Origin of the sequence: Micromonospora sp. DT178 (genome assembly GCF_049841695.1) — a bacterium.
GTDB lineage: Bacteria > Actinomycetota > Actinomycetes > Mycobacteriales > Micromonosporaceae > Micromonospora.
The window spans coordinates 125,161-149,415 of record NZ_JBNCKV010000011.1; the positions used below are offsets into that span (position 1 = coordinate 125,161).

21 protein-coding genes and 1 pseudogene are annotated in these 24,255 nt (G+C 74.2%); 9 read left to right on the forward strand and 13 right to left on the reverse strand.

The annotated features are described in order from the left end of the window. Window positions 1-42: 42 nt before the first annotated feature. Together ACLQ22_RS21445 and ACLQ22_RS21450 are read left to right on the forward strand one after the other, a co-directional pair. Complete coding sequence (locus ACLQ22_RS21445; protein WP_425693874.1) at window positions 43-1,392, forward strand: MFS transporter; 1,350 nt, start codon at window positions 43-45, stop codon at window positions 1,390-1,392. Window positions 1,393-1,593: 201 nt separating this feature from the next. After that, entirely contained in the window at window positions 1,594-2,718 is a 1,125-nt protein-coding gene (locus ACLQ22_RS21450; protein WP_425693875.1) for a hypothetical protein, read from the forward strand. Between the two features lie 9 nt (window positions 2,719-2,727). On the opposite strand, the gene ACLQ22_RS21455 is transcribed toward ACLQ22_RS21450, so the two are convergent. Continuing rightward, on the reverse strand, window positions 2,728-3,717 hold the full coding sequence (locus ACLQ22_RS21455) for a helix-turn-helix transcriptional regulator (RefSeq protein ID WP_425693876.1): 990 nt from the start codon (window positions 3,715-3,717) through the stop codon (window positions 2,728-2,730). A 62-nt stretch (window positions 3,718-3,779) separates the two neighbouring features. On the opposite strand from ACLQ22_RS21455, the gene ACLQ22_RS21460 reads away from it, so the two are divergent. The 4 genes from ACLQ22_RS21460 (at window position 3,780) to ACLQ22_RS21475 (ending at window position 6,882) form a co-directional block, all read left to right on the forward strand. Beyond that, window positions 3,780-4,397, forward strand: a complete 618-nt coding sequence (locus ACLQ22_RS21460) for a DinB family protein (RefSeq protein WP_425693877.1) — start codon at window positions 3,780-3,782, stop codon at window positions 4,395-4,397. Between the two features lie 52 nt (window positions 4,398-4,449). Next, window positions 4,450-5,550 (forward strand): winged helix DNA-binding domain-containing protein, encoded by a 1,101-nt coding sequence (locus ACLQ22_RS21465; protein WP_425693878.1) that lies wholly within the window; start codon window positions 4,450-4,452, stop codon window positions 5,548-5,550. 54 nt (window positions 5,551-5,604) lie between these two features. Continuing rightward, window positions 5,605-6,195 carry a pyridoxamine 5'-phosphate oxidase family protein gene (locus tag ACLQ22_RS21470; protein ID WP_425693879.1) on the forward strand — a complete coding sequence of 197 codons (591 nt, stop codon included), beginning with the start codon at window positions 5,605-5,607 and terminating at the stop codon, window positions 6,193-6,195. Between the two features lie 345 nt (window positions 6,196-6,540). Beyond that, a complete protein-coding gene (locus ACLQ22_RS21475; protein ID WP_007460094.1) occupies window positions 6,541-6,882 on the forward strand; it encodes an RNA polymerase-binding protein RbpA in 342 nt (113 codons plus the stop codon). Window positions 6,883-6,944: 62 nt separating this feature from the next. Here the strand turns inward: ACLQ22_RS21475 and ACLQ22_RS21480 are convergent, their stop codons facing one another. The 9 genes and pseudogenes from ACLQ22_RS21480 to ACLQ22_RS21520 all read right to left on the reverse strand — a co-directional run bounded on the left by ACLQ22_RS21480 (window position 6,945) and on the right by ACLQ22_RS21520 (window position 17,236). Then, the gene (locus ACLQ22_RS21480) at window positions 6,945-7,472 is read right to left on the reverse strand and encodes an FxsA family protein (protein ID WP_425693880.1); all 528 of its coding nucleotides are present in this window, start codon (window positions 7,470-7,472) and stop codon (window positions 6,945-6,947) included. Window positions 7,473-7,557: 85 nt separating this feature from the next. Then, the gene (locus ACLQ22_RS21485) at window positions 7,558-8,364 is read right to left on the reverse strand and encodes a polyprenol monophosphomannose synthase (protein WP_425693881.1); all 807 of its coding nucleotides are present in this window, start codon (window positions 8,362-8,364) and stop codon (window positions 7,558-7,560) included. Between the two features lie 2 nt (window positions 8,365-8,366). Beyond that, window positions 8,367-10,080: pseudogene (gene lnt, locus ACLQ22_RS21490) on the reverse strand (apolipoprotein N-acyltransferase); the annotation flags it as partial. Window positions 10,081-10,462: 382 nt separating this feature from the next. Further along, window positions 10,463-11,800, reverse strand: coding sequence for a glutamate mutase L (locus ACLQ22_RS21495; protein WP_425693882.1), 1,338 nt, complete (start codon window positions 11,798-11,800; stop codon window positions 10,463-10,465). Further along, window positions 11,797-12,189, reverse strand: coding sequence for a hotdog domain-containing protein (locus tag ACLQ22_RS21500; protein ID WP_121398270.1), 393 nt, complete (start codon window positions 12,187-12,189; stop codon window positions 11,797-11,799). The genes ACLQ22_RS21495 and ACLQ22_RS21500 overlap by 4 nt, the downstream gene beginning before the upstream one ends. Beyond that, entirely contained in the window at window positions 12,186-12,962 is a 777-nt protein-coding gene (locus ACLQ22_RS21505) for an OAM dimerization domain-containing protein (protein WP_425693883.1), read from the reverse strand. Before ACLQ22_RS21505 ends, ACLQ22_RS21500 begins: the two co-directional genes overlap by 4 nt. Beyond that, window positions 12,959-14,545: a lysine 5,6-aminomutase subunit alpha gene (locus tag ACLQ22_RS21510; RefSeq protein ID WP_425693884.1), complete on the reverse strand. Its 1,587-nt coding sequence runs from the start codon at window positions 14,543-14,545 to the stop codon at window positions 12,959-12,961. Before ACLQ22_RS21510 ends, ACLQ22_RS21505 begins: the two co-directional genes overlap by 4 nt. 67 nt (window positions 14,546-14,612) lie before the next feature. Next, a complete protein-coding gene (locus ACLQ22_RS21515) occupies window positions 14,613-16,181 on the reverse strand; it encodes an amidohydrolase (protein ID WP_425693885.1) in 1,569 nt (522 codons plus the stop codon). Window positions 16,182-16,186: 5 nt separating this feature from the next. Further along, window positions 16,187-17,236, reverse strand: coding sequence for a zinc-binding alcohol dehydrogenase (locus ACLQ22_RS21520; protein ID WP_425693956.1), 1,050 nt, complete (start codon window positions 17,234-17,236; stop codon window positions 16,187-16,189). Window positions 17,237-17,391: 155 nt separating this feature from the next. Between ACLQ22_RS21520 and ACLQ22_RS21525 the strand changes: the two genes are divergently transcribed. Then, on the forward strand, window positions 17,392-18,798 hold the full coding sequence (locus ACLQ22_RS21525) for a KamA family radical SAM protein (protein ID WP_425693886.1): 1,407 nt from the start codon (window positions 17,392-17,394) through the stop codon (window positions 18,796-18,798). A gap of 301 nt (window positions 18,799-19,099) precedes the next feature. Continuing rightward, window positions 19,100-19,711, forward strand: a complete 612-nt coding sequence (locus ACLQ22_RS21530) for a histidine phosphatase family protein (RefSeq protein ID WP_425693887.1) — start codon at window positions 19,100-19,102, stop codon at window positions 19,709-19,711. On the opposite strand, the gene ACLQ22_RS21535 is transcribed toward ACLQ22_RS21530, so the two are convergent. The 3 genes from ACLQ22_RS21535 to ACLQ22_RS21545 form a co-directional block, all read right to left on the reverse strand. Then, window positions 19,641-20,147 (reverse strand): Lrp/AsnC family transcriptional regulator, encoded by a 507-nt coding sequence (locus tag ACLQ22_RS21535; RefSeq protein ID WP_121398264.1) that lies wholly within the window; start codon window positions 20,145-20,147, stop codon window positions 19,641-19,643. The two genes, ACLQ22_RS21530 and ACLQ22_RS21535, sit on opposite strands and share 71 nt — an antisense overlap. A gap of 93 nt (window positions 20,148-20,240) precedes the next feature. Further along, on the reverse strand, window positions 20,241-21,383 hold the full coding sequence (locus tag ACLQ22_RS21540; RefSeq protein WP_425693888.1) for an acyl-CoA dehydrogenase family protein: 1,143 nt from the start codon (window positions 21,381-21,383) through the stop codon (window positions 20,241-20,243). Continuing rightward, window positions 21,380-22,495, reverse strand: a complete 1,116-nt coding sequence (locus ACLQ22_RS21545) for a M24 family metallopeptidase (RefSeq protein ID WP_425693889.1) — start codon at window positions 22,493-22,495, stop codon at window positions 21,380-21,382. The genes ACLQ22_RS21540 and ACLQ22_RS21545 overlap by 4 nt, the downstream gene beginning before the upstream one ends. A 222-nt stretch (window positions 22,496-22,717) precedes the next feature. Here ACLQ22_RS21545 and ACLQ22_RS21550 point away from each other — a divergent pair, with 222 nt between their 5' ends. Then, on the forward strand, window positions 22,718-24,097 hold the full coding sequence (locus ACLQ22_RS21550; protein ID WP_425693890.1) for a glycosyl hydrolase family 18 protein: 1,380 nt from the start codon (window positions 22,718-22,720) through the stop codon (window positions 24,095-24,097). Window positions 24,098-24,255: the final 158 nt, after the last annotated feature.

Below are 24,255 nucleotides of genomic sequence, written 5' to 3' on the forward strand. Positions count from 1 at the left end.
ATCCGTTGGATTGCGGGCGGCGTGCCCGCCGAGGAGGCCGCCATGACCGGGCTCGACCAGCAGCCGGCCGGTACGGACACCACCACCGCCCTGCCGCGCGGGCCGTTGCTCGGCTTCGCCGCCGGTTCCCTCGGCATGGGCGTCTGGGTGACGGTCCCCGGCCTGCTGCTGCTCTACTTCCTCACCGACGTGCTGGCCGTCGCCCCCTGGCTGGCCGGCCTGGCGCTGCTGCTGCCGAAGGTCGCCGACGTGCTGCTGCACCCCTGGATCGGGCACCGCTGCGACGTCGAACAGGCACGCCGGGGCGACCGGCGTCGGCTGCTGCTGCTCGGCTGCGCCCTGCCGCTGGCCTTCGCCACCCTGTTCGCCGTGCCCGGCGCGCTCACCGGTGCGCCGGCCGCCGCCTGGGTGGCGCTCGCCTTCGTCGCCGGCAACCTGCTCTTCGCCGCCTACCAGGTCCCCTACCTGGCCACCCCCGCCGACCTGCGGATCGGCTACCACGAGCGGACCCGGCTGATGGCCTTCCGGATGGTGGTGCTGACCCTCGGCATCCTCGCCTCCGGGCTGCTGGCACCCCTGCTGGCCGGCGGCGAGGACGCCACCCGGGCCGGCTACCAGCGGATGGCCGTGCTGCTGGCCGTCGGGATGCTGGCCGCCATGCTGGTCGGCGTGGCCGGCATCGCCCGGCTGCGCCGGGCCGCCGCCGCGCCGCCCGCACCGCACGGCGGCGGCTGGCGGGGGCTCGTCGTGGCGCTGCGCGACCGGCAGTTCCGTTGGCTGGTCGCCGCGTACCTGGCCATGTCCACCACCACCCACCTGGTCCTGGCCGCGGTGCCCTACTACGCCGAGTACGAGCTGGGTCGCCCCGGGCTGACCACCGTGCTGGTGGCCGCCTTCGTCGCCCCGGCGCTGCTGGTCACCCCGGCCTGGCTGACGCTGGCCCGCCGCGTGGGCAAGCAGCGGGCGCTGCTGGGCGCCCAGGGCGCCTTCGCGGCCGGCTCGCTGGTCCTCGCCGTCGGCCGCCCCGCGGGCCTGCCCGTGCTGGTGGCCGCCGTGGCGGTGCTCGGCGTCGCCTTCGCCGGCATGCAACTGCTGCCGTTCTCGATGGTGCCCGACGTCATCCGGGCGGGCGGCGGCGCCGCCGGCACCTACACCGGGGTCTGGACGGCCACCGAGGCCACCGGCGCGGCGCTGGGCCCGTGGGCGTACTCGCTGTGCCTGGCCGCGGGCGGGTTCGTCGCCTCCACCGCCGGCGAGGGCGTCACGCAGCCCGACGGCGCGCTGACCGCGATCCGCTGGGGCTTCGGGCTGCTGCCCGCCGCGGCGATGCTCGTCGCGCTGCTGCTGCAACGCCGCTACACCCTGGACCGCACGGCCCGCACGGCCGGCTAGCAGCCCACACACAGGTCCGCGCGCCACCCACCGCCGGCGGCCCGCCCCCGGCAGCGCCGGCCCGCGCCGCCCATGCCGCAGGCGGTCCGCCGCGCGGCGGACCGGCCGGGGTCGCTCCGGCCCCGGGGGCGGCCGCTCATGCCCGGGGGCGCGGGGCGCTGCGCCGGGGGCCACCGGGCCCGGCAGTAGACTCCGCCCTCGATGGACGCCGAGCCCACCCCCGCCGAGACCCGCCCCTGCGCCCACTGCGGACGCCAGGTGCCGCAGCGCGTCGGCGCCGGCCGGCCGTTCCGCTACTGCCGCGACAACGACGGCGCCTGTCAGCGGGCCTCGCGCAACAGCCGGATGCGGCACCGCAACGCCCCCGGCCTGCCCGGTCAGGTGGCCCGCACCTGGGAGGCGGTGGACCGGCTGGAGCAGGTCGCGGAGACCCTCGCCGACGCCCTGCACGCCGAGCTGTCCCCGGTCGGGGTGGAACGCCAGCTCGCGCAGGCCCGCGCCGACGCCGCGACGCAGGTCGCGGCGGCCCAGACCGAACGCGACGAGGCCCGCCGCGACGCCGAGGACGCCGCCGCGGCCGCCGTCCGGGCCCGCGAGGAGGCCCGGTCCGCCGCCGCCGAACGCGACGCCGCCCACGACGAGGCCCGGCGCGCCGCCGAGCGGGCCACCGCCGCCGTCGAACGCGCCGACCGGGCGGAGGCCGCCCGCGACGACGCCCGCCGGCAGGCCAGCGCCGCCGAGGCCCTGCGCACCCAGGCCGAACGCGACCGCGACACGGCCCGCCACGAGCTGCGTGCGCTACGCGTCGAGGCCGACGCCGAGCGCCGCCGCGCCACCGAACTCACCGGTGAACGCGACGCCGCCCGCGCCGACGCCGACCGGGCGACCCGCGCCGCCACCGAGGCCCTCGACCGCGCGCAGCGCCTGCACGCCGAGGCCGAGCAGGCCCGCGAGCGTGCCGGACAGGCCCGCGCCGAGGCCGACGCCGCCCGCGCGGCCGCCGCCGAAGCCGACACGGCCCGGCAACGCGCCGAAGCCGCTCGCCGGGACGCCGAGGCCGCCCGCCAGCGCGCCGAGGCGACCGCCGAGCAGGCCCGTACGGAACTGGCCGCTCTCACCGGCCGACACGACACGCTGCGCGCCGACCTGGCCGCCGCGCGCGAGGCCGCGAGCGCCGCCGAGGGTCGCGCCGCCGAGTTGACCGTACGGCTGCGCGCCGCCGAGACCGACCGCGACGAGGCGCAGCGGCGGACGGCCCAGCTCGCCGAGCAGGTCAGCCACCTCGCCGCCGCCCTGGCCCACCTGGGCGCCCGCGAGGCCGGCTGAACGGTCCGGTCATCCGCCCGCGGTGGCGGTGTAGCGGCGCGCCAGCCGCGCGAAGGCGTCCCTGAGCTCGGCCGGGCCGACGACCTCGATGTCGACGTCGAAACGGCCGATGGAGGCGGCCAGACCCACCCACGACCACGAACCCAGGACGAGCCGGCAGCGGTGCGGGCCGAGTTCCTCGACGAGCGCGTCGTGGAGGTACCTGGACACCACCGCGGCCGGCAGGTCGAGGATCACCTCCCCGCGGCAGGGCCAGCCGTCGGCGCCCCCGGAGCCCCGGAACCGGCTGGTTACGAAGGCCGCCACGTCACCCCCGGGCAGCTCACGCGGGGTGAACCGGGGCCCGGTGGGGGTACGCGGGCTGATCCGGTCGGCGCGGAAGGTGCGCCAGTCCCCGCGGTCTAGGTCCCACGCCACCAGGTACCAGCGTCCGCCCCACGTGACGAGATGGTGCGGCTGCACCCGGCGCGGCGCAGGCAACCCACCGTCGCCGTCGGCCTCCGGTGGGGTCACGGGGCTGTAGTCGAAGCGCAGCACCTCGCGGGCGTGCACGGCGGCGCCGAGCGCCATGAGCACGCCGCTGTCGACCTGCCGGACCCCTCGCGTCGGGGACCGCTCGACGGCGGTGACCTGGAGGATGTCGATGCGGTGACGCAGCCGGGCGGGCATGACCTGCCGGACCGTGTGCAGTGCGCGCGCCGCGGCCTCCTCGATACCGGCGCCGGCGGTGGTGGCGCTCTGCAGCGCGATGGCCAGGGCCACGGCCTGCTCGTCGTCGAAGAGCAGCGGCGGCAGCTGCGCACCGGCGGCGAGGCGGTAGCCACCGTCGGGTCCCTTGACGGCCGCGATGGGATAGCCGAGCTCGCGCAGCCGATCGACGTCGCGCCGTACGGTGCGCGCGCTCACGTCCAACCGCGCCGCCAGCAGCGCCCCCGGCCAGTCCCGGCGTGCCTGCAGCAGCGACAGCAACGCCAGCAGGCGCGCGGAAGTTTTCGGCATTCCCCCATGGTGCCCGCAGAAGCGGACACATCCTGTCCGCTTCGACTGCGAACGTAGGTCACGTGCCCACCGACGACAAGAAGGACCCGAACGCCGTGACCGACACCGCCACCGCCACGCCCTCGTCGACCCTCGACCCCGAGCGGGCCGACCTGCTCGCCGCACTCTCGACCGCCCGATCCGCCCTGACCGGCACCGTCCGCGGCCTCACCGACGAGCAGCTCGGCCAGCGCCCGACGGTCAGCGCGCTGTGCCTGGGCGGGCTGATCAAGCACGTCGCGGCCATGGAGCAGTCGTGGCTGCGCTTCGTGGTCGAAGGCCCCTCGGCCATGTCCTTCGACCTGCCCGAGGGGGTCACCTGGGCCGACATCACGGCCGGCACGGCCCGCGAGGTGCCGCAGTGGCTCGTCGAACACGAGGCCGGCTTCCAGATGCTGCCCGGCGAGACCCTGGCCGGGATCCTCGCCCACTACGCGCAGGTCGCCGCCCGCACCGAGGAGACCGTCGCCGCCGTCGCCGACCTGTCGACGACCCACCCGCTGCCGCCGGCGCCGTGGCACGAGGTGACGGGGGTGCTCAGCGTACGCGGGGTGCTGATGCACGTCATCGCCGAGACCGCCCAGCACGCCGGGCACGCCGACATCCTGCGCGAGAGTCTCGACGGGCAGCGGGCCACCTGAGCGGGACCCGCCCGAACCCGTCCCGTGGATCCGCAGGGAAGACGTGCACCCGATGACCGTTCTCGACAGCCGGGCGCTCAACCGCGCCACCCTGGCCCGGCAGCTGCTGCTCGACCGCGCCGACATGCCGGTCCTCGACGCCGTCGCGCACCTGGGCGGCCTGCAGGCGCAGGAACCACAGGAGCCGTTCGTCGGGCTCTGGTCCCGGGTGCGCGGGTTCGACCCGGCGGCGCTGTCGGACCTGCTGACCGGCCGGGGCGTGGTGCGGATGCACCTCATGCGCCGCACCGTGCACCTCGTCACCGCCGACGACGCACTGGCGTGGCGGGCCCGCCACGACGGCATGCTGCGCCAGCGGGTACTCGGGGCCTACCGGAGCGAGCTCGCCGGCGTGGACCTCGACGAGCTCGCGGCAGCGGGCCGGGAGGTGCTGGCCGACGGCGAGCCCCGCTCGATGAGCGGGCTCGCGCGGACGCTCGCCGACCGGTGGCCGGCACCGGGACCGAGGGCGCTGGGCGAGATGCTGCTCGCCGCCCTCGTCCCGGTGGTGCAACTGCCGCCGCGCGGGCTGTGGCGCACGACCGCGGGCGTACGCAACGTGCTGCTCTCCTCCTGGCTGGGCCGCGAGATCGACGCGCCGGCCCCGCCCGGCTGCGACCCGGTCGGTGAGGCGCTCGTGCGGCGCTACCTGGCCGCCTTCGGTCCGGCCTCGACGGCCGACCTGCGCGCCTGGTGTGGCCTCGCCGGGCTGCCGGCCGCGGTGGCCGCGATCCGCGACGAGCTGGTCGCCTTCCGCGACGAGCGCGGACGGCGGCTGTGGGACCTGCCCGACGCGCCGCGCCCCGACCCCGACACACCCGCCCCGGTGCGGTTCCTGCCGGCGTTCGACAACGCGCTGCTCGGCTACGACGACCGCAGCCGCATCGTCGACGACGCCCACCGTGGCCTGTCCGTCGCCGGCGCCCGCGTCGTCCTGGTCGACGGCCGGGTCGCCGCGACCTGGAGCGGCACGGCCGACACCGTGCTCGTCACCCCGCTGCGGCGCCTCTCCCGCGCCGAGCGCGCCGCCGTGGCCGAGCAGGGACGGGCGCTGGCGTCGTTCCTCTCCGACGACGACAGCGACCGCGTACGCATCGCCGCGTCCACGCCCTGAGCACCGCACCGCCCCGGGGCAGCGCAGGGACCGTCACCGGGCCATGATGCGCAGGTGGGAAAGACATACGAGCGCATCGAGGGCCGGCTGCGCAGCTTCATCGAGGACCAGCCGCTGTTCTTCACCGCCACCGCCCCGCTGTCGGGCGACGGCACCATCAACCTGTCGCCGAAGGGACTGCGTGGCTCGTGGGCGGTCGTCGACGCGCACACCGTGGCCTACCTGGACTTCGCGGGCAGCAACGCCGAGACGATCGCGCACCTGCGGGAGAACGGCCGGATCACCCTCATGTGGTGCGCGTTCGACGGGCCGCCGAACATCGTGCGGGTGCACGGGCGCGGCGAGCCGGTGTTCCGTGACGACCCCCGCTGGGGTGAGCTGGTGGGCCACTTCCCGGACATCGACACCAGCGTCCACGGCCTGCGGGCGATCATCGTCGTGCGCGCCGAACTGATCCGCGACACCTGCGGCTACGCGGTGCCGTTCATGTCCTACGACGCCGACCGCGACCTGCACGCCCGGCGCTTCGCCCGGGAGGACGACGCGTCGCTGAGCGACTACTTCGCCGGCAAGGACCACGTGGCCCGCAGCATCGACGGGCTGCCGGGCCTGCCGCTGCCGCTGCCACCGACCCCGGCGGCCTGAGCCGGCCGCCGCGTCGCTGTGCCGTTCCCCGCGAAGAGTCGCTGTGCCGTCCCCGCGAGGAGGAGCGGGCCGGGCTTTCGGGTGAGCGGTCGGAGTGCGCATCCGCGCGGCGCGGCCGGCGCGTCACCGGCCGCCGCGACCTGCGCCGCCTCGGGGCGGCTACCATCGCCGGTGGCACAGCGGAAACACTCCACCCGCCCGATGCGGCCCGGGGCGACCCCGTCGGGCGGCTGGCGTGGCCGGCTACCCTTGTGCAGGCCCGCCCGGCGTCCGGGCGGGAATGGCCCGGCGGGAACGGACCGTTACACCGAGAAGACCAGCACCACGAACGAGGGGAAGTCGATCATGGGCGAGCGTATGCTGCGTGGCAGCCGTCTGGGCGCGGTCAGCTACGAATCCGACCGCAACACGGAGCTCGCGCCGCGTCAGACCCGCGAGTACCTCTGCGCCAAGGGCCACCAGTTCGAGGTTCCGTTCGCCGTCGACGCCGAGGTCCCCACGACCTGGGAGTGCAAGTTCGACGGCAGCGTGGCCCGGCTGGTCGACGGCAACGAGCCGGAGCAGAAGAAGGCCAAGCCGCCGCGCACCCACTGGGACATGCTGCTGGAGCGGCGTTCCATCGCCGAGCTGGAGGACATCCTCGCCGAGCGGCTGCAGGAGGTCCGCACCCGCCGCGGCCGCGCCTGAGCCACACCTGGACGCCACGGCGCCCCGGGAGCATCCGCTCCCGGGGCGCCGTCGTGTCCGGATCAGTTCCGGCCGGGCTCGACGATCTCACCCTCGATGGCACGACCCCCGTCGACGACGACGGTCGGCTCGGCAGCCGGCTGCGGCTGTGCCGGCTGCGGCGCACCCCGACGCACCCGCACCCGGCGCGGCCCGAACAGGTCACCGGCGACCATCGACGACACCCGCCGCTCCGCGGCCCGCTGCACCCCGTTGCGGGCCAGCCGGCGCACCGGCGGCACCAGCAACGACACCCCCACCAGGCCGCTGAGCAGGCCCGGCATCGCCAGCAGCAGCGCGCCGAGCAGCCCGACGAGACCGTCGGTGACCTGCCGGCCCGGCGGCTGACCGGCCTGGGCGGAGGCCTTGAAGCCACGCCAGGCGCGCATCCCCTCCCGACGCAGCAGCACCAGCCCCAGCAGCGACACCGCGAACACCGCCAGCAGCGCCGAGCCGAACCCGATCGCCCGCCCCACCGCGACGAACACCACCAACTCCAGCAGCGTCGCCGCCAACAGGGCCAACGGCACAAACCTCAGTCCTCGGCGCATCTCACCCCATTCGCCATCAGCGGCGCCTGCGGCGGGGCCACCCCGCACGGGCGCCGGCGCCCCGTCCAGCATGACACGCCGCCGCTCAGGGCCACCGCACCTGACCGGTGGGGGTACCGTGCAGGCCCCGCCGCACCGCCAGCCGCCGGTCCTGCACCCCCCACGCCGTGATCCGCCACAACGCCTCCGCCACGATCAGCGGGCTCATCTTGCTGCTGCCGCGCTCCCGCTCGGCGAACGTGATCGGCACCTCGACGATGCGCGCCCCGGACCGGTGCGCCAGCCGCGACAACTCCACCTGGAACGAGTAGCCCTGCGAGCAGACCGACGCCAGGTCGATCTCGTCCAGGACCGCCAGCCGGTACACCCGGTAGCCGCCGGTCGCGTCGGACAACGGCATGCCCAACACCAGCCGCGCGTACAGGTTGCCGCAGCGCGACAACAGCAGCCGCCGCAGCGGCCAGTTCACCACCCGCGCCCCCGCGGTCCAGCGGGACCCGATCACCACGTCGGCGTCGCGGGCGGCCGACAGCAACGCGGGCAGGTCCTCCGGGGCGTGCGAACCGTCGGCGTCCATCTCCACCACCGCGTCGAAGCCGCGCTCGCGGGCCCACGCGAACCCCGCCAGGTAGGCCGCGCCGAGGCCCTGCTTGCCCTCGCGGTGCAGCACGTGCACCCGACGGTCGTCGCCGGCCAGGGCGTCGGCGAGCGCACCGGTGCCGTCCGGGCTGTTGTCGTCGGCGACCAGGATCTCCACCGCCGGCGCGGCGCGACGCACCCGCGCCACGATCCGCGCCACGTTGTCGGCCTCGTTGTAGGTCGGGATCACCACGAGCACCCGACCCACCCCCGGATGACCGGTTTCCGTCCGGGTGCCGGTCGTCTCGCCCACCGTCGCTCCCCCTCCGCCGGCGTACCGGCTGGTGTCACCCGGCGTGCGGCCGGCGGCGCAGCACGCCCGCGCCGACCAGGGCCACCACGGCCAGGGTGGCCAGCGCCACCTCCGGCCACAACCCGACCCGGGTGGCCAGGGTGCGCCCGTCGTCCAGCCGCAGCTGCCGCACCACGACCGCTCGGGTGTTGAACCCGGTGGCGTCGCTTACCCGCCCGTCCGGGGCAACGAACCCGGACACCCCGACCGTGGAGGCCATCAACGCCGGCCGGCCGTGCTCGACCGCCCGCAACCGCACCATGGCCAACTGCTGGCGTGCCTCGGCCACGTCGAACGTGGCGTTGTTGGTCTGCACCACCAGCAGCTGCGCCCCGCCCGTGACGGTGTCACGCACCACCTCGTCGTAGGCGACCTCGAAACAGATCACGTCGCCGAGCACCGCCGCCCCCGTACGCAGCACCCCCGGCTCACTGCCCGGCACGAAGTCGGCGCGGACCCGGTCGACCTGCTTGCTGACCATCCGGGCCAGATCACGCATCGGCACGTACTCGGCGAACGGCACCGGATGCCGCTTCGTGTACAGCTGCTCCAGGTCCGGGCCGCTGCCGGGCCGCCACAGGATCCCCGCGTTGCGCACCTGCCCCTCCCCCGGGCCGCGCAGCACCGCACCGACCAGGATCGGCGCGCCGACCGCGTCGGCGGCCTGTGAGATGCGCGCCCCGGCGTCGGTGTCGCGCAGCGGGTCGATGTCGCTGGAGTTCTCCGGCCACACCACCAGGTCGGGGCGGGGCCGCACACCGGCGGACACCTGCCCCGCCAGCTCGATCGTGGCGTCGACGTGGTTGTTCAGCACCGCCTGCCGCTGGGCGTTGAAGTCCAACCCGAGCCGGGGCACGTTGCCCTGCACGATCGCCACCGTCACCGCGTCGCCGCCCCCCGCACCGGACACCGGCACCAGCAGCCCCACCATGGGCACCGCGACCGCCCCGGCCGCCAACCCGGCCACCGGCACCCACCAGCGCCGCCGACCGCCCCACGGCCGCCACAGCGCCGCGACCAGCAGCCCACCGGTCAGCGCCACCGCGAACGTCACCAGCGGCGCGCCACCCCACGCGGCCAGCCGCAGCAGCGGCGAGCCGTCCTGGCTGAACGCCAGCCGCCCCCACGGGAACCCGCCGAACGGGGTGCGGTCGCGCAGCGCCTCCTGCCCCACCCACAACACCCCGGTCACCGCCGGCCAACTCCACCGCACCCGGTCGACCAGCGGCGAGGCGTACGCGCCCGCCGCGCCCAGCAGCGCCAGGTAGCCGGCCTGCAACAGCGACAGCAACACCCACGGCAGGTAGCCGGTGTGCAGATTCGTCCAGCTCAGCAGCGGCGCGAACAACGCCACCCCGGTCAGCAGCCCCAACCCGGCGCCCCCGCGCACCCGGCGGCGGTGCGTCGCCGCGGCCAGCAACGCCACCCCCAGCGGCGCGAGCGGCCACAGCCCGTACGGCGGAAACGCCGCCAGCAACGCCAGCCCGGCCACCACCGCCATCGGCGCGGCCACCGGCAACGGCAGCGCCCGCGGCACACCCGCCCGCCCGGCAGGCGGCCCGCTGTCGTCCCCGGTCGGCGCCGGCACCATCCCCACGATCACGGGCCGAAGGCTACCCGCCGGCCGGTCGCCGCCCCACCGGGCCACACACCCCGCAGGGCAGGCCACGGACACAAATCGGGGCGCGGCTCGCGCCGCGCCCCGATGCTCCCAGGCCCTTCCCGGCCGGTGGGGCGAGAATGAGCTGCGCCGACCTTCGGACCGACCCGACGCGGACTGGCTGCCCCCGCCTGGCCGTTGTCTACTGGCCGTGCACCTCACCCTGCCCGTACACCGGTAACCGCGGCCGGTTCGCGCCGCCCCGCCGACCCCCGCCCGCTGGACCTGGCCGCCGCGACGCACTGCTCACATGTCGCTCGGCCAGCGGACGAAGGGACGAAGCGAACAACAGCCGCTTCCCGTAGTAGGACTCAAAGACGGTACGGCGTGGACCCCCGCCGCTGTCAACCCACCCGGGCCTGTCGTGCGATACACCACGGCGTGTCGCGTCGGCGAGTCTCAATCCGTGGCGAGGTGCCGGCGCAGCAACGCCCCCGCCGCCTCCGGATGCTCGGCGGCCAGCAACCCACCGGCGGCCAGCACGTAGTCCACGTCGACGACCGGCCGCGCCGCCCGCGGCAACGGCCACCCACCGGCATGGTCGGCCAGCACCGCACCCAGCACACCCGCCGCGTCCACCGGCGCGGCGTGCCGCAGCACCCCACCGGAACCCACCAGCAGCCGCACGTCGCGCAGGTCCCGCCCGGCCCGCTCACCCGTGGCCGCCCCCCGCGCGTGCCGCCGCAACGCCACCGTCGCCGCCAGGGCCGCGATCCGGGCGTCCACCGCACGCTCCGCGTCCCCCACCGGCAGGAACCCCGGATCGCCGGCACGCACCGCCGCCCCCGCCGCCAGGTCGTCGCGCTGCCCGTCGGTCAGCAACCGCTCCTCGACGGCCGCCCGCACCACCCCCGGCGCGCTCCACCGCATGCCCAGGTCCCCCTCGACGGTACGGGCCCGCCACAGCGACCCCGCCACCTCCCGCCCCGGCCCGGTGGCCCGCTCGTCCGGCGTGAGCACCGAATACACGTCCGTCGTGGCGCCACCCACGTCCACCACCACCAGATCACCACCCAGCGTGTCGGCCAGCACCTCCACGCCGGTCAACACCGCGTCGGGGGTGGCCGCCCGCACCAGCCGCGCGAACCGCGACCCCCGCGACAACCGCTTCCCACCGATCACGTGCCGCAGGAACACCTCCCGGATCGCCGCCCGCGCCGACGCCGGCGCCAACACCCCGATGCGCGGCAGCACGTTGTCGGCCATCGTCACCGGCACCCGCGCCCCCGCCAGCACCGCGTGCAGGTCGTCGCGGACGTCGGCGTTGCCGGCCAACACCACCGGCACCCGCCAGCGGGCCCTCGCCAGCCGCGTCGCGTTGTGCGTCAACGTCTCGGCGTCACCGCCGTCGGTGCCGCCCACCAGCAGCACCACGTCCGGGCGGGCCGCCCGCAACCCGGCCAGCTCCGCCGCACCGAGCCGACCCGCCGCCACGTGCACCACGTCCGCGCCCGCCGACAGACCCACCCGCCGGCCCGCCTGCGCCGTCACCAGACGCTCGTAGCCCACGACCGCCAGGCGCAACCCACCACCGGCCGACGAGCACACGTACCACGGCACCCGACCCACTGCCAGGCCGGCGGTGGCCGCCGCCACCGCCGCGTCCAGGCCGTGCAGCACGTCCGTGCCCACCGTCGTCGGCGCCGACGCCGACGCCACCAACGCGCCCCCGTCGAGATCCACCACCGCCACCTTCGTGTACGTGGACCCGACGTCGGCGCAGACCGCGTACCTCACGCCACCGGCGGAACGACCACCGTGCCGGTCGCGGTGACCGCCACGATCGGCTCGTCGAGCACCTCCGCGGCCGACTCACCCCGATCCGGCCGGCCCCGGCACACCACCCTCGCGGCGAAGTCGATCGTGCGGCTACGCGTACCCACCCGGGTCACCGTCGCCGTCACCTCCAACACGTCACCCGCCCGCATCGCCGCCCGGAACTGCACGTCCGAATACGACGCGAACAACCCCTCGTCACCGTCGGTGCGGATACACACCTCCGTGGCCACGTCCCCGAACAACCCCAACGCGTACGCCCCGTCGACCAGGTTGCCGGCGTAGTGGGCGTGCGAATACGGCACATACCGCCGGTGCACGACCGTCAGACCCACCCGGGAATCACTCATGCCTTCGCCCTCTTGTCCGTGATCAACGCGTGCACCAGGAAACTCGCCACCTCACCCGGGGTCGTCCCCCGGCCGAAGATCCGATCCACACCCAACTCGCCGGCCATCGACTCGTCGAAACGCGGCCCACCCACGATCAGCAACGGCCGACGCCCCGCCGGCATCGCCTCCCGGAACGCCGCCGACATCTCCCGCGTGTTGTGCAGATGCGCGTCGCGCTGCGTCACCACCTGCGACACCAACACCGCGTCCGCGCGCTCCACCCGCGCCGCCTCCACCAACTCCGGCACGCTCACCTGCGCACCCAGGTTCGTGACCTTCAACTCCCGGTAGTACTCCAGGCCCTTCTCCCCGGCGATGCCCTTGACGTTGAGGATCGCGTCGATGCCGACCGTGTGCGCGTCCGTGCCGATGCACGCCCCCACCACCGACAGCTTGCGCCGCAACCGCCGCTTCACCACCGCGTTGACCTCCTTGGCGCTCAGCAGCGGAAAGTCACGCTCCACCACCTGCACCGCCGACAGGTCCACCAGATGGTTCACCCGCCCGTACACCACGAAGAACGTGAACCCGTCGCTCATCGGCTTGGCGTGCACCAGCATCGCCGGATCGATGCCCATCTTGTTCGCCAACTGCACCGCCGCGCCCTCGGCCCGCTTGTCGTGCGACACCGGCAACGTGAAAGACACCTGCACCATGCCGTCGCCCGTCGTGTCCCCGTACGGCCGCACGATCCTCTTCCCGGCGTCCCCGCCGGCCTCGACGGCGCTCACGCCCGTGCCACCTCTCCACCCGCCACCGCCGGCGCCTCCAGGATCTCCGTGGCCGGATTGAAGTAGTCCGCCTCGTGCGCGGCCACCCCCGCCAGCCCCTTGCCCCGGTCCGCCGGCCGCTTCATGATCCCGAACGTGCCCTCGGCGATCGCCGTCAACAGCGACTGCTCACCGATGCGCTCCAACAGCTCGACCGCCTCACCCAGCACCCGGTTGGCCCGCTGCTGGATGAACCCGCCCGGCGCCGGCACGAAGTCCTCGTGCAACCCGCCCGCCGCACCCAGCACGTACCGCACGTTCTGCAGCGCGATGTCCCGATCCGACAACCACGGCGTCACCACCGCCTCGGTCATCATCCCCACCAGCAGGATCCCCTGACCGGTCACCGTCCCCACCAGGTTGAAGAACCCGTCCAGCAGGTTGCCCCGGAACACGTCGCCCGTCATGTGCTTCGTCGGCGGCATCCACTTCAACGGCGCGTCCGGGAACAACTCCCGCGCCAGCAACGCGTGCGCCAACTCCAACCGCAACGACTCCGGCACATCAGGGTTGATCTCGAACGCGTGCCCCAACCCCAACTGCCAGTCCGCCAACCCCGCCTCGTGCGCGAAGAACTCGTTGAGCAACTGCGACACCGTCACCGTGTGCGCCTCGTCCACCGCGTCCGCGGTGGTCAGGTAGTTGTCCTCACCGGTGTTGATGATGATCCCCGCCCGCGCGTGCACCTGACGCGAGAACCGCTGGTCCACGAACGTCCGGATCGGGTTGATGTCCCGGAACAGGATCCCGTACATCGAGTCGTTCAACATCATGTCCAGCCGCTCCAGGCCGGCCAACGTCGCCATCTCCGGCATGCACAGACCCGACGCGTAGTTCGTCAGCCGCACGTACCGGCCCAACTCCCTCGACGACTCGTCCAGCGCCGCCCGCATCAACCGGAAGTTCTCCTGCGTCGCGTACGTGCCCGCGAAGCCCTCCCGCGTCGCACCCTCCGGCACGTAGTCCAGCAACGACTGCCCCGTCGACCGGATCACCGCGATGACGTCCGCACCCGCCCGCGCCGCCGCCTGCGCCTGCGGAATGTCCTCGTAGATGTCCCCCGTCGCCACAATCAGATAGATCCACGGCCGCTGCCTCGGATCCCCGAACCGCCTCACCAGCCGGTCCCGCTCCGCCCGCCGCCGGTCGATCGCCCGGATCCCCGCACCCACCGACCGCCGCGCCGCCTTCCGCGCCGCCGTGGCCGCCTTCCTCGTCGGCACCTCGAACCGCACCGACCCGGCCGCCGCCTTCTGCGCCAGCAACGTCACGTCACCGAGCTGCTCCCGGGCCAGCGCGTCGAACACCGGCAACGCCACCCCGTGCCCCAACCCCACGTCCGCGACCACCGCGTCCACGAGCCGGTTCACCCACGGAATCCCGTCCGGATCGGCACCGGCCACCCCGGCCAGCCGCAACACCGCACGCTCCACCGACACCGTCGTGTGGCTGCGCGCCAGATCCACCACCGGCTGCCCCGCCCGGCGCGCCAACTCCCGCGCCCGCGCCACCAGCCGCGGATCCAGGTCAAGCTTGCCCGTCACACCGTCACCCCACTCCGCCCGGCGACGGCGCCACGCGCCCCCCGTGCCGTACCGATGGTTCGCTCGCTCACGAAGACCCTTCCTCGAAGATCACGTCACCGCGCAACACCGTGCGCCGACACACCGGCAGCGGCGTCGGGTCCAACGGACCACGCGCCTCCACATCCGCCGCCAACAACACCGGCAACCCCCGGTCCACCCCCGCCGGCGTCGACCACACCGCGAACGTCGCCGGCGCCCCCAACGCCAGCACACCCTCGTTGTCCAGACGCACCGCCCGCCACCCGCCACGGGTGTGCGCCGCGAACGCCGACCGCACACTCATCCGCTGCGTCGGGCTGTGGTGCCACACCGCCGCCCGCACCGAACCCCACGGATCCAGCGGCGTCACCGGCGAATCCGACCCGAACGCCAACGCCACCCCGACGCCGTGCATCGCCCCCATCGGATTCGACTCCAACGACCGCTGCAAACCCAGCCGCGACTCGTACATCCGACCCGCGCCACCCCACAACCGGTCGAACGCCGGCTGCATGCTCGCCACGATCCCGTACTCCACGAACCCCGCGATCAACCGCTTGTTCATGATCTCCGCGTGCTCGATCCGGTGCCGCGCCGCCCGCACCCGGTCCGTGCCCAGCTTCTCCGCCGCCCCCGCGAAGCCCTCCAGCACCGTCGAGATCGCCGCGTCACCGATCGCGTGGAACCCACCCTGCACACCGTGCGCCGCACAGTCCAACAGATGCTCACGCACCTGCTCCGCACTCAGGTAGCCGTGCCCACAACCCCCGTCACCGTCCAGGTAGTCACGCGACACGTGCGCCGTACGCGACCCCAACGCCCCGTCGGCGAACAGATCACCCCCGGCCCCCACCGCACCCAACTCCCGGGCCCGCGCCGCACCCAGCAGCTCACCCCAGTACCCGTACACCTCCGCCACACCGTCGCCCGACAACGCCAACAAACCCGTGAAGTCCTCCTCGTCGGAGATCTCCGGACCACCGCACTCGTGCACCGCCGCGATACCCAGCGACGCCGCGTGCGCCAACGCCGCCCGCTGCGCCGCCACCCGCTGCGCCCGCGTCACCGACGCGAACGCCGCCGCCCGCACCACATGGTGTGCGTCCCGCCGCAACCACCCCGACGCGTCATACCCCGCCGCCGACACCACCTGCGGACACGCCGCCAGCAACGCCGCCGACACCAACGCCGAATGGATCGACGCCTGCGACAGATACACCCGCCGACCACCGGCCGCCCGGTCCAACACCACCGCGTCCGGCAGCTCCGGCACCGACCAGCTCGACTCGTCCCAGCCGTGCCCCAGCACCACCGCGTCCGACGGCAACCCCGCCGCGAACCCCGCCACCGCGTCCAGCAACTCCGCCGCCGACCGCACCCCCGACAGGTCCAGCCCCGACAACGCCAACCCCGTGTCCGTCGCGTGCACGTGCGCGTCGACGAACGCCGGCGTCACCAACGCCCCGTCCAGATCCACCACCCGCTCGGCGGCCGGCGCGTCCGCGTCCACCCCCAACCAGGAGATCCGGCCGTCGGTGACCAGCAGAGCCGTCGCGCTCGGATCGGCCGGGCAGTGCAGCGTCCCGCCGCGGTACAGAGTCGAGGGGTTCGTCATGACCATCAGTCTGCCGCCAGACGCGCCTCGAACAACGCCCGCACCCCCGACTCCGCGCGCAGCAGACCCAACGCGAACTCCGCGTGCCCCGGCACGTAACCATTGCCGACCAGCATCGTCACGTCCGCCGCCAGGCCCTCCGCCCCCAACGCCGCCGCCGCGAAACTCGTCGCCATCGAGAAGAACACCACCGTGCCGCCATCCGCCGTCGCCAGCACCGCACCGTGCTCACAGCCCGGCACGTCCACGCAGACCACCGTCACGTCCGCCGGCGCCTCCAACGCCGTCGTCACCGCCGTCGACAACGCCACCGGATCCCGGGCGTCGGCCAACGCCACCGCGTCCGCCAGACCCACCGCCGCCAGCGCGTCACGCTCCGCCACCACCGGCACCACCCCGACCGTACGGGCCGCACCCGCCCGCCGCGCCGCCGCCAGCGACAGCGACCCGCTCTTACCCGCGCCACCGATCACCGCCACCCGCACCGGCGTCGCGTCCCCCGCCCGCTCCCGCTCCGCCACGTAGCGCGACACCACCCGCGCCGTCAGCGCCGGCGCCCCGCACACGTCCAGCACCGCCAGGGACAGCTGCGGATCGAGATCCGCCGGCAGCACCGCCGCGATCGACCGGGCGAACAGGATCGCGTACCCGTCGCACGGCACCTGCTCGCTGCGCCCGTCCCAGCGGGCCAACCCGTCGAGGATCGTCAGCGGCGTCAGCGTCAGCGACACCAGGGTCGCCACCCGCTGCCCCGCCCGCAGCCCCAGCGGGGAACGCCGCCCCGCCTCCTCCACCGTGCCGATCAGCATCCCGCCCGATCCCGTCACCGGGTTCTGCATCTTGCCCCGGGCGGACACGATCTGAAGCACCTCGGCGCGGACCGCGTCGCCGTCCCCGCCGTGCTTCTCCCACAGCTGCCGGAAGCTCGCCGCGTCCAGGTTCAACCGCTCCACCCGGATCCGCACCTCGTTCGGCGCGATCTCCGGACTCGCGTCCAGCCGCCACGCGGCCTGCGGCAGCACCCCCGCCGGTTCGACAACGCGGTGCAGACCCACCGGTGACGTCACGCCGACCTCCCCTGTCACGCCGCTCGAAGCCCCGACCAGGGCTCGCGTAGCGGGAAAACTTACGGCAGACTAATTTCTTCACCGAATATTTTCCAGTAGCCTTCGGGGTCGCTGATCAACCGCACCAACATCGAGGAGGGGCCGTGACCCAGACCCAACCGGCGGAGACCCTGTCCCCGCCCCGCCCGGCGCCGGTCGCGGTCCCCACCGCCGGACAGCCGTACGAATACCGCCGCGCGCCCCTCGTCGAACCCGACTGGACCCGCTTCCCCGGCTGGCGCCACGTCACCCGCGACCAGTGGGAGAACGCACAGTGGCAGCGCGTCAACTGCGTCAAGAACATCAAACAGCTGCGCACCGTCCTCGGCGACGCGGTCGACGAGACCTTCTACGCCGACCTCGAGGCCGACCAGAAGGCCCTGGCCACCATGTCCATGCTGGTGCCGCCGCAGATGATCAACACCATGGTGCCGTTCGCCCCGATGACCACCGAGGCGTTCCTCGCCGACCCCATCCGGCGCTACATGATCCCCGTCGCCTCCGACCGGCGCACCGACTGGCCCTCCCACCCGTACGCCAGCCGCGACTCCCTGCACGAACACGACATGTGGGTCGCCGAGGGCCTCACCCACCGCTACCCCACCAAGGTCCTCGCCGAGCTGCTCTCCACCTGCCCCCAGTACTGCGGGCACTGCACCCGCATGGACCTGGTCGGCAACTCCACCCCCGCCGTCGACAAGCTCAAGCTGACCCTCAAGCCCGTCGACCGCTACGACGCCCACATCGGCTACCTCAAGGCCCACCCCGGCGTCCGTGACGTCGTCGTCTCCGGCGGCGACGTGGCCAACGTCCCGTGGAAGAACCTCGAGTCCTACCTGATGCGGCTGCTGGAGATCGAGACCATCCGCGACATCCGGCTCGCCACCAAGGCCCTCATGGGCCTGCCCCAGCACTGGCTCCAGCCCGACGTCGTCGAAGGCCTCGAACGGGTCGCGCGCACCGCCGCCCGGCGCGGCGTCAACCTCGCCATCCACACCCACGTCAACCACGCCCAGTCGCTCACCCCGCTGGTCGCCCGGGCCGCCCAGACCGCCCTCGACGTCGGCGTACGCGACGTGCGCAACCAGGGCGTGCTCATGCGCGGCGTCAACGCCACCGCCCCCGACCTGCTCGACCTCTGCTTCGCCCTCCAGGGCGAGGCGGGCATCCTGCCGTACTACTTCTACATGTGCGACATGATCCCCAACGCCGAGCACTGGCGGGTCCCGGTCTGGCACGCCCAGCAGCTCCAGCACGACATCATGGGCTACCTGCCCGGCTACGCCACCCCGCGCATCGTCTGCGACGTCCCCTTCGTCGGCAAGCGCTGGGTGCACATGCTCACCGAGTACGACCGCGACCGCGGCATCTCGTACTGGACGAAGAACTACCGCACCTCCATCGAGTCCGCCGACGCCGAGGCGCTCAACAAGCGCCACGCCTACTACGACCCGATCGACACCCTGCCCGAGACCGGGCAGCAGTGGTGGGCCTCGCACCGCAACGACTGACCCCAGCGCACCGTCACCCCCGGAGCCGGCACCGGCCCGGGGGTGACGCGTTTCCAAACCCACCCGACCCGGCACACGACTCCCGCCACGTCTCCCCCGCCGGGCACGGCGACATCTCTCGGCACACCCACGTCGGGCGGACCGCCCTCCGGCTAGCCAGCCCCCTCCTCCGACGCGCTCTGTGGGCTCGCGGTGTTGTCGGCGGTCTCCCTTCGTGGTCTGCGGCGGCCCGCACATCCGCTAGGGCATCCTAGGACACTAGGTGAACGAGGGAAGACGGGCCGTCTGGTTGACTGGAGGGATGGGAGAGCTCCTGCTGATCCGGCACGGCGAGACCACCTGGAGCGCCAGCCGCCGGCACACCTCGTACACCGACCTCCAGCTCACCCCCGACGGCGAGCGGCAGGCCCGCACCCTCGGCCGCTTCCTCGCCGGCCGGCGCTTCGCCGCGGTCCTGACCAGCCCCCGCGCCCGGGCGCTGCACACCGCGCGGCTCGCCGGACTCACGGTCACCGGCACGGTCGACGACCTGGCCGAGTGGAACTACGGCGAGTACGAGGGGCGCACCACCGCCGACATCCGCGACGACCACCCGAGCTGGTCCATCTGGGCCGACGGCTGCCCCGGCGGGGAGTCCCCGAACCAGGTCGGCGAGCGCCTCGACCGGGTGCTCGCCCGGGTCCACCCGCTGCTCGACCGGGGCACCGTCGCCCTCGTCGGGCACGCCCACAGCCTGCGCGTGCTCGGCGCCCGCTGGGTCGGCCTGCCGCCGTCGGCCGGAGGGCTGCTGCGCCTGGACACCGCCACGGTCAGCGTGCTCGGCCACGAGCACGGCCGGCGGGTCATCCTGCGCTGGAACCAGCCGGTTCCCCCGACGCCCGCGACCGCACCCGAGTCTGCGGCTCGGCACTGATCTTCGGCGGCCGGTTCTCGTACGGCGTCGACAGCACCACCGTCGTGCGGGTGGTCACGTTCGCCGCCGTACGGATCTCCTGGAGCAGCCGCTCCAGGTCGGCGGGGCTGGCCACCCGCACCAGCAGGAGGTAGAAGTCCTCCCCCGCCACCGAGTAGCACGAGTCGATCTCGGGCAGGTGGGCCAGCCGCTCCGGCGCGTCGTCGGGCTGCGACGGGTCGAACGGCCGGATCGCCACGAACGCCGTCAGCGGCAGGTCGAGGGCCTCGAAGGAGACCCGGGCGGCGTACCCCTTGATCACGCCGCGCTGCTCCAGGCGACGCACCCGCTGGTGCACGGCGGAGACCGACAGGCCCACCTTCTCCGCCAGATCCGTGTACGACAGCCGACCGTCAGCGGTCAGCGCGGCGATGATGGCGCGGTCGATCTCCTCCACGGCGTGCAACCTACCGGGAAAACGGCGTCGCGGCGACGACGCGGCCCGCCGACGCGACGCGGCACACGTGCCGCGTCGGCGGGGCGACGCCCGTCAGCCCTTCGCCAGCGCCCGGGAGATGACCAGCCGCTGGATCTGGTTGGTGCCCTCGACGATCTGGAGCACCTTGGCCTCGCGCATGTACCGCTCCACCGGGTGGTCGGCCACGTAGCCGGCCCCGCCGAGCACCTGCACCGCGTCGGTGGTCACCCGCATCGCCACGTCGGTGGCGAAGAGCTTCGCCTTCGCCGCCTCAATCGAGTACGGCCGGCCGGCGTCGCGCAGCCGGGCTGCGGCCAGCGTCAACGCCCGGGCCGCGGAGATCTGGGTGGCCAGGTCGGCGAGCGTGAAACCCAGCCCCTGGAAGTCGATGATCGCCCTGCCGAACTGCTGGCGCTCCCGGGCGTAGCCGACCGCGTAGTCCAGCGCCGCCTGGGCCAGCCCGACCGCGCAGGCGGCGATGCCGAGCCGCCCCGAGTCGAGGGCGGCCATGGCGATGGTGAAGCCCGCCCCCTCGCCGCCGATCAGCCGCTCGGCCGGCACCCGGGCCGAGTCGAAGGCGATCTGCGCCACCGGGGAGGCGCGCAGCCCCATCGTCCGCTCGGCTGCCTGCGGCGCGATGCCGGGCGTGGCGCGGTCGGCCAGCAGGCAGGAGATGCCCTTCGGGCCGGGGCCGCCGGTGCGGCAGAAGATGTTGTAGAAGTCCGCCACCTGCGCGTGGGTGATCCACGCCTTGGTGCCGTCGACCACGTAGTCGTCGCCGTCGCGCACGGCCTTCGTGGTCAGCGCGGCGGCGTCCGACCCGCCCTGCGGCTCCGACAGGCAGTACGCCCCGAGCAGCTCCCCGCCGATCATGTCGGGCAGCAGCTTGCGCTGCTCGTCCGTGCCGAACTGGGCCAGCGGGTAGCAGGACAGGGTGTGCACGCTGACCGCCTCGGCGACCGCGAGCCAGCGGCTGGCCAGGATCTCCAGCACCTGGAGGTAGACCTCGTAGGGCTGGGCGGCGCCGCCGTGCTCCTCGGCGTAGGGCAGGCCGAGCAGGCCGGCCCGCCCGAGGGTGCGCAGCACCTCGCGGGGGAACTCGGCGCGTTCCTCGAACCCGGCGGCTCGCGGCGCCAGCTCCCGGTCGGCGAGCTCGGTGGCGAGGTCCAGCAGGTCGTGGGCCTCGTCGGTGGGGAGGATCCGGTCGACAGTCATAGCGCGATGAGCTCCGTGGGGGTGGTGTTGAGCCGTTGCACGCCGTCCGTGGTGCAGACGACGATGTCCTCGATGCGGGCGCCGTGCCGGCCCGCCAGGTAGATGCCCGGTTCGACGGAGAACGCCATCCCCGGCTCCAGCGGGCGGGCGTTGCCGGCCACCACGTAGGGATCCTCGTGGCCGTCCAGGCCGATGCCGTGGCCGGTGCGGTGCAGGAACGCCGCGCCGAAGCCGGCGGCGGCGATCGGCTCCCGGGCCGCCGCGTCGACGTCGGAGGCGGTGACCCCGGGGCGGACCGCGGCCACCGCGGCCCGCTGGGCGGCGTGCAGCACCGCGTAGTAGTCGACGAACTCGGCGGGTGCCGGGGCGCCCGCGACGTAGGTGCGGGTGCAGTCGGAGCGGTAGCCCGACGGCATCGTCCCGCCGATGTCCACGACGACCGGTTCGCCGGCGCCGATCGGGCGGTCGGAGGTGCCGTGGTGCGGGCTGGCGGCGTTCGGGCCGGCGGCGACGATGACGAAGTCCACGCTCACGTGGCCGGTGGCCCGGATCGCCGCGGCGATATCGGTGCCCACCTCCGCCTCGGTGCGCCCCGGCCGCAGCCACTCCCCCATCCGCTCGTGCACCGCGTCGATCGCCGCGCCCGCCTCGGCCAGCGCCGCGACCTCGGCCGGGGACTTGCGCAGGCGCATCTCGCGCAGCACCTCGGAGGCCAGCCGCTGGGTGGCGCCGGGCAGCGCCGCGCGCAGGGCCAGGACCTGCTCGGCCCACATCCGGTCGGCCAGGCCGACCGTCGCCACCGGTCCGCCGAGCGCGGCGACGAGCAGCGGGTACGGGTCCGTGCCGTCGGCGTGGTCGACGATGCGTACGCCGGTGGCCGGCGCCGGGGACGCCTCGGCGGCCGGCCGCTCCAGCGTGGGCACGATCAGGGTGGGCTCGCCCTGCGCGGGCAGCACCAGGCAGGTGAGCCGCTCCCCTTCGTGCGCGTCGTAGCCGGTCAGGTACCGCAGGTCGGAGCCCGGGGTCAGCAGCAGGGCGTCCAGGCCTGCGGCGGCGGTGGCGCGCCGGGCCTCGGCCAGCCGCCGGGGCGGATACAGCTCGTCGATTCCCACCCGGTCAGCTTAACGGTCGTTCGGGCGCGGACCCAGCCCGCCCGGCGGCACGGGAGCGCCCGCCAATCCATCGAACATCGTCGTTGACGTGACAGTTAACACTCCTTAGGATTTGGCTGCCTCGAGGATGTCCACCCCGTCCCCACCCGTACGCCCGCACCCGGCGCCACGCCGCCGACGCGGGCGGCACGGCCGCCACCACCCGCCACGGGAAGGCCCCCGATGCCCTCATCGCTGTCCCGCCTCAGGTCGGCCCTCGCCGCCGGCCTGCTCACGCTGGCCACCGCCGCCACCACCCTCACCCTGGCCCCCGCCCCCGCGCAGGCCGCCGTGCTGCCCAACGGCTTCCGCAGCGTCGGCTACCTGCCGTCCTGGACCGGCGACGTCAACGCGGTGCAGTACGCCAAGCTGACCCACGTCAACTACGCGTTCGTGCTGCCCAACGGCGACGGCAGCCTCCGCCCGGTGGAGAACCCCGCCAAGCTCTCACAACTGGTGTCCCGTGGCCACGCCAGCAACGTCAAGGTGTCGATCGCGATCGGCGGCTGGAACAACGGCGACGACTCCGCCTTCGAGGCGCTCGCCGCCAACGCCGGCACCCGCACGACGTTCGTCAACAACGTCGTCAACTTCGTCAACCAGTACAACCTCGACGGCGTCGACATGGACTGGGAGTACCCGGACCCGGGCGCCTCGGCGACCAACTACACGGCGCTGATGCAGCAGCTGGCCGGCGCCCTGCACAGCCGGGGCAAGCTGCTCACCGCCGCCGTCGTCTCCGAGGGCTGGTACGCCGAGGGCGTGCAGCCGGCCGTGTTCGGCCACGTGGACTGGCTCAACATCATGGCGTACGACGGCGGCAGCCCGCACGCCAACTACGACTGGTCGATCAACGCCGTCAACTTCTGGAAGTCCCGTGGCCTGCCCGCCCGCAAGGCGGTGCTCGGCGTGCCGTTCTACAGCCGGCCCGGCTACCACACCTACGCCTCGCTGGTCGCCATGGACCCGGCCAACGCCAACCGCGACTGCACCACCGTCGGCGGGACCCAGCAGTGCTACAACGGCATCCCGACGGTGAAGCGCAAGACCCAGTGGGCCATGGCCAACGCCGGCGGCATGATGAACTGGGAACTCAGCCAGGACACCACCGGGGCCACCTCCCTGGTCAGCGCCATCTACGACACCGCCACCGGCGGCACCACCCCGCCGCCCGTCGGGCGTACCGGCCCGATCACCGGAATCGGCGGCAAGTGCGTCGACGTGGCCGCCGCCGGCACCGCCAACGGCACCGCCGTGCAGCTCTACGCATGCAACGGCACCAACGCCCAGACCTGGACGGTGGGCACCGACGGCACCCTGCGCGCCCTCGGCAAGTGCGCCGACGTGACCAGCGCCTCCACCGCCAACGGCGCCAAGGTGCAGCTGTGGGACTGCAACGGCACCGGCGCGCAGGTCTGGCAGGCCCAGGCCAACGGCACGCTGCGCAACCCGGCGTCCAACAGGTGCCTCGATGCCACCGACAACAGCTCCGCCGACGGCACCCGGCTGCAGATCTGGGACTGCTTCGGCGGCGCCAACCAGGTCTGGCGACTGCCCGCCTGAGCGGCACGGGCCCCGTCACCGCCCCGGCGGGGCGGGGCCCCGCGCGCCGCCGGTCGGCCCCTCGGGCACCAGCCGCACGCCGGCTCGGCCGGCCCGGCACCGTCCACCGCCGGTCCGGCGCGCCCGCCGCCACCGGCCTGTTCCCCTTCGGCCTGGCC

Bases quoted from the DNA above. Each gene is read 5' to 3' on its own strand.
- ACLQ22_RS21445 (WP_425693874.1), top strand. From the start codon at position 43: ATGACCGGGCTCGACCAGCAGCCGGCCGGTACGGACACCACCACCGCC.
- ACLQ22_RS21450 (WP_425693875.1), top strand. From the start codon at position 1,594: ATGGACGCCGAGCCCACCCCCGCCGAGACCCGCCCCTGCGCCCACTGC.
- ACLQ22_RS21455 (WP_425693876.1), bottom strand. From the start codon at position 3,717: ATGCCGAAAACTTCCGCGCGCCTGCTGGCGTTGCTGTCGCTGCTGCAG.
- ACLQ22_RS21465 (WP_425693878.1), top strand. From the start codon at position 4,450: ATGACCGTTCTCGACAGCCGGGCGCTCAACCGCGCCACCCTGGCCCGG.
- ACLQ22_RS21475 (WP_007460094.1), top strand. From the start codon at position 6,541: ATGGGCGAGCGTATGCTGCGTGGCAGCCGTCTGGGCGCGGTCAGCTAC.
- ACLQ22_RS21480 (WP_425693880.1), bottom strand. From the start codon at position 7,472: ATGCGCCGAGGACTGAGGTTTGTGCCGTTGGCCCTGTTGGCGGCGACG.
- ACLQ22_RS21500 (WP_121398270.1), bottom strand. From the start codon at position 12,189: ATGAGTGATTCCCGGGTGGGTCTGACGGTCGTGCACCGGCGGTATGTG.
- ACLQ22_RS21515 (WP_425693885.1), bottom strand. From the start codon at position 16,181: ATGACGAACCCCTCGACTCTGTACCGCGGCGGGACGCTGCACTGCCCG.
- ACLQ22_RS21530 (WP_425693887.1), top strand. From the start codon at position 19,100: ATGGGAGAGCTCCTGCTGATCCGGCACGGCGAGACCACCTGGAGCGCC.
- ACLQ22_RS21540 (WP_425693888.1), bottom strand. From the start codon at position 21,383: ATGACTGTCGACCGGATCCTCCCCACCGACGAGGCCCACGACCTGCTG.
- ACLQ22_RS21550 (WP_425693890.1), top strand. From the start codon at position 22,718: ATGCCCTCATCGCTGTCCCGCCTCAGGTCGGCCCTCGCCGCCGGCCTG.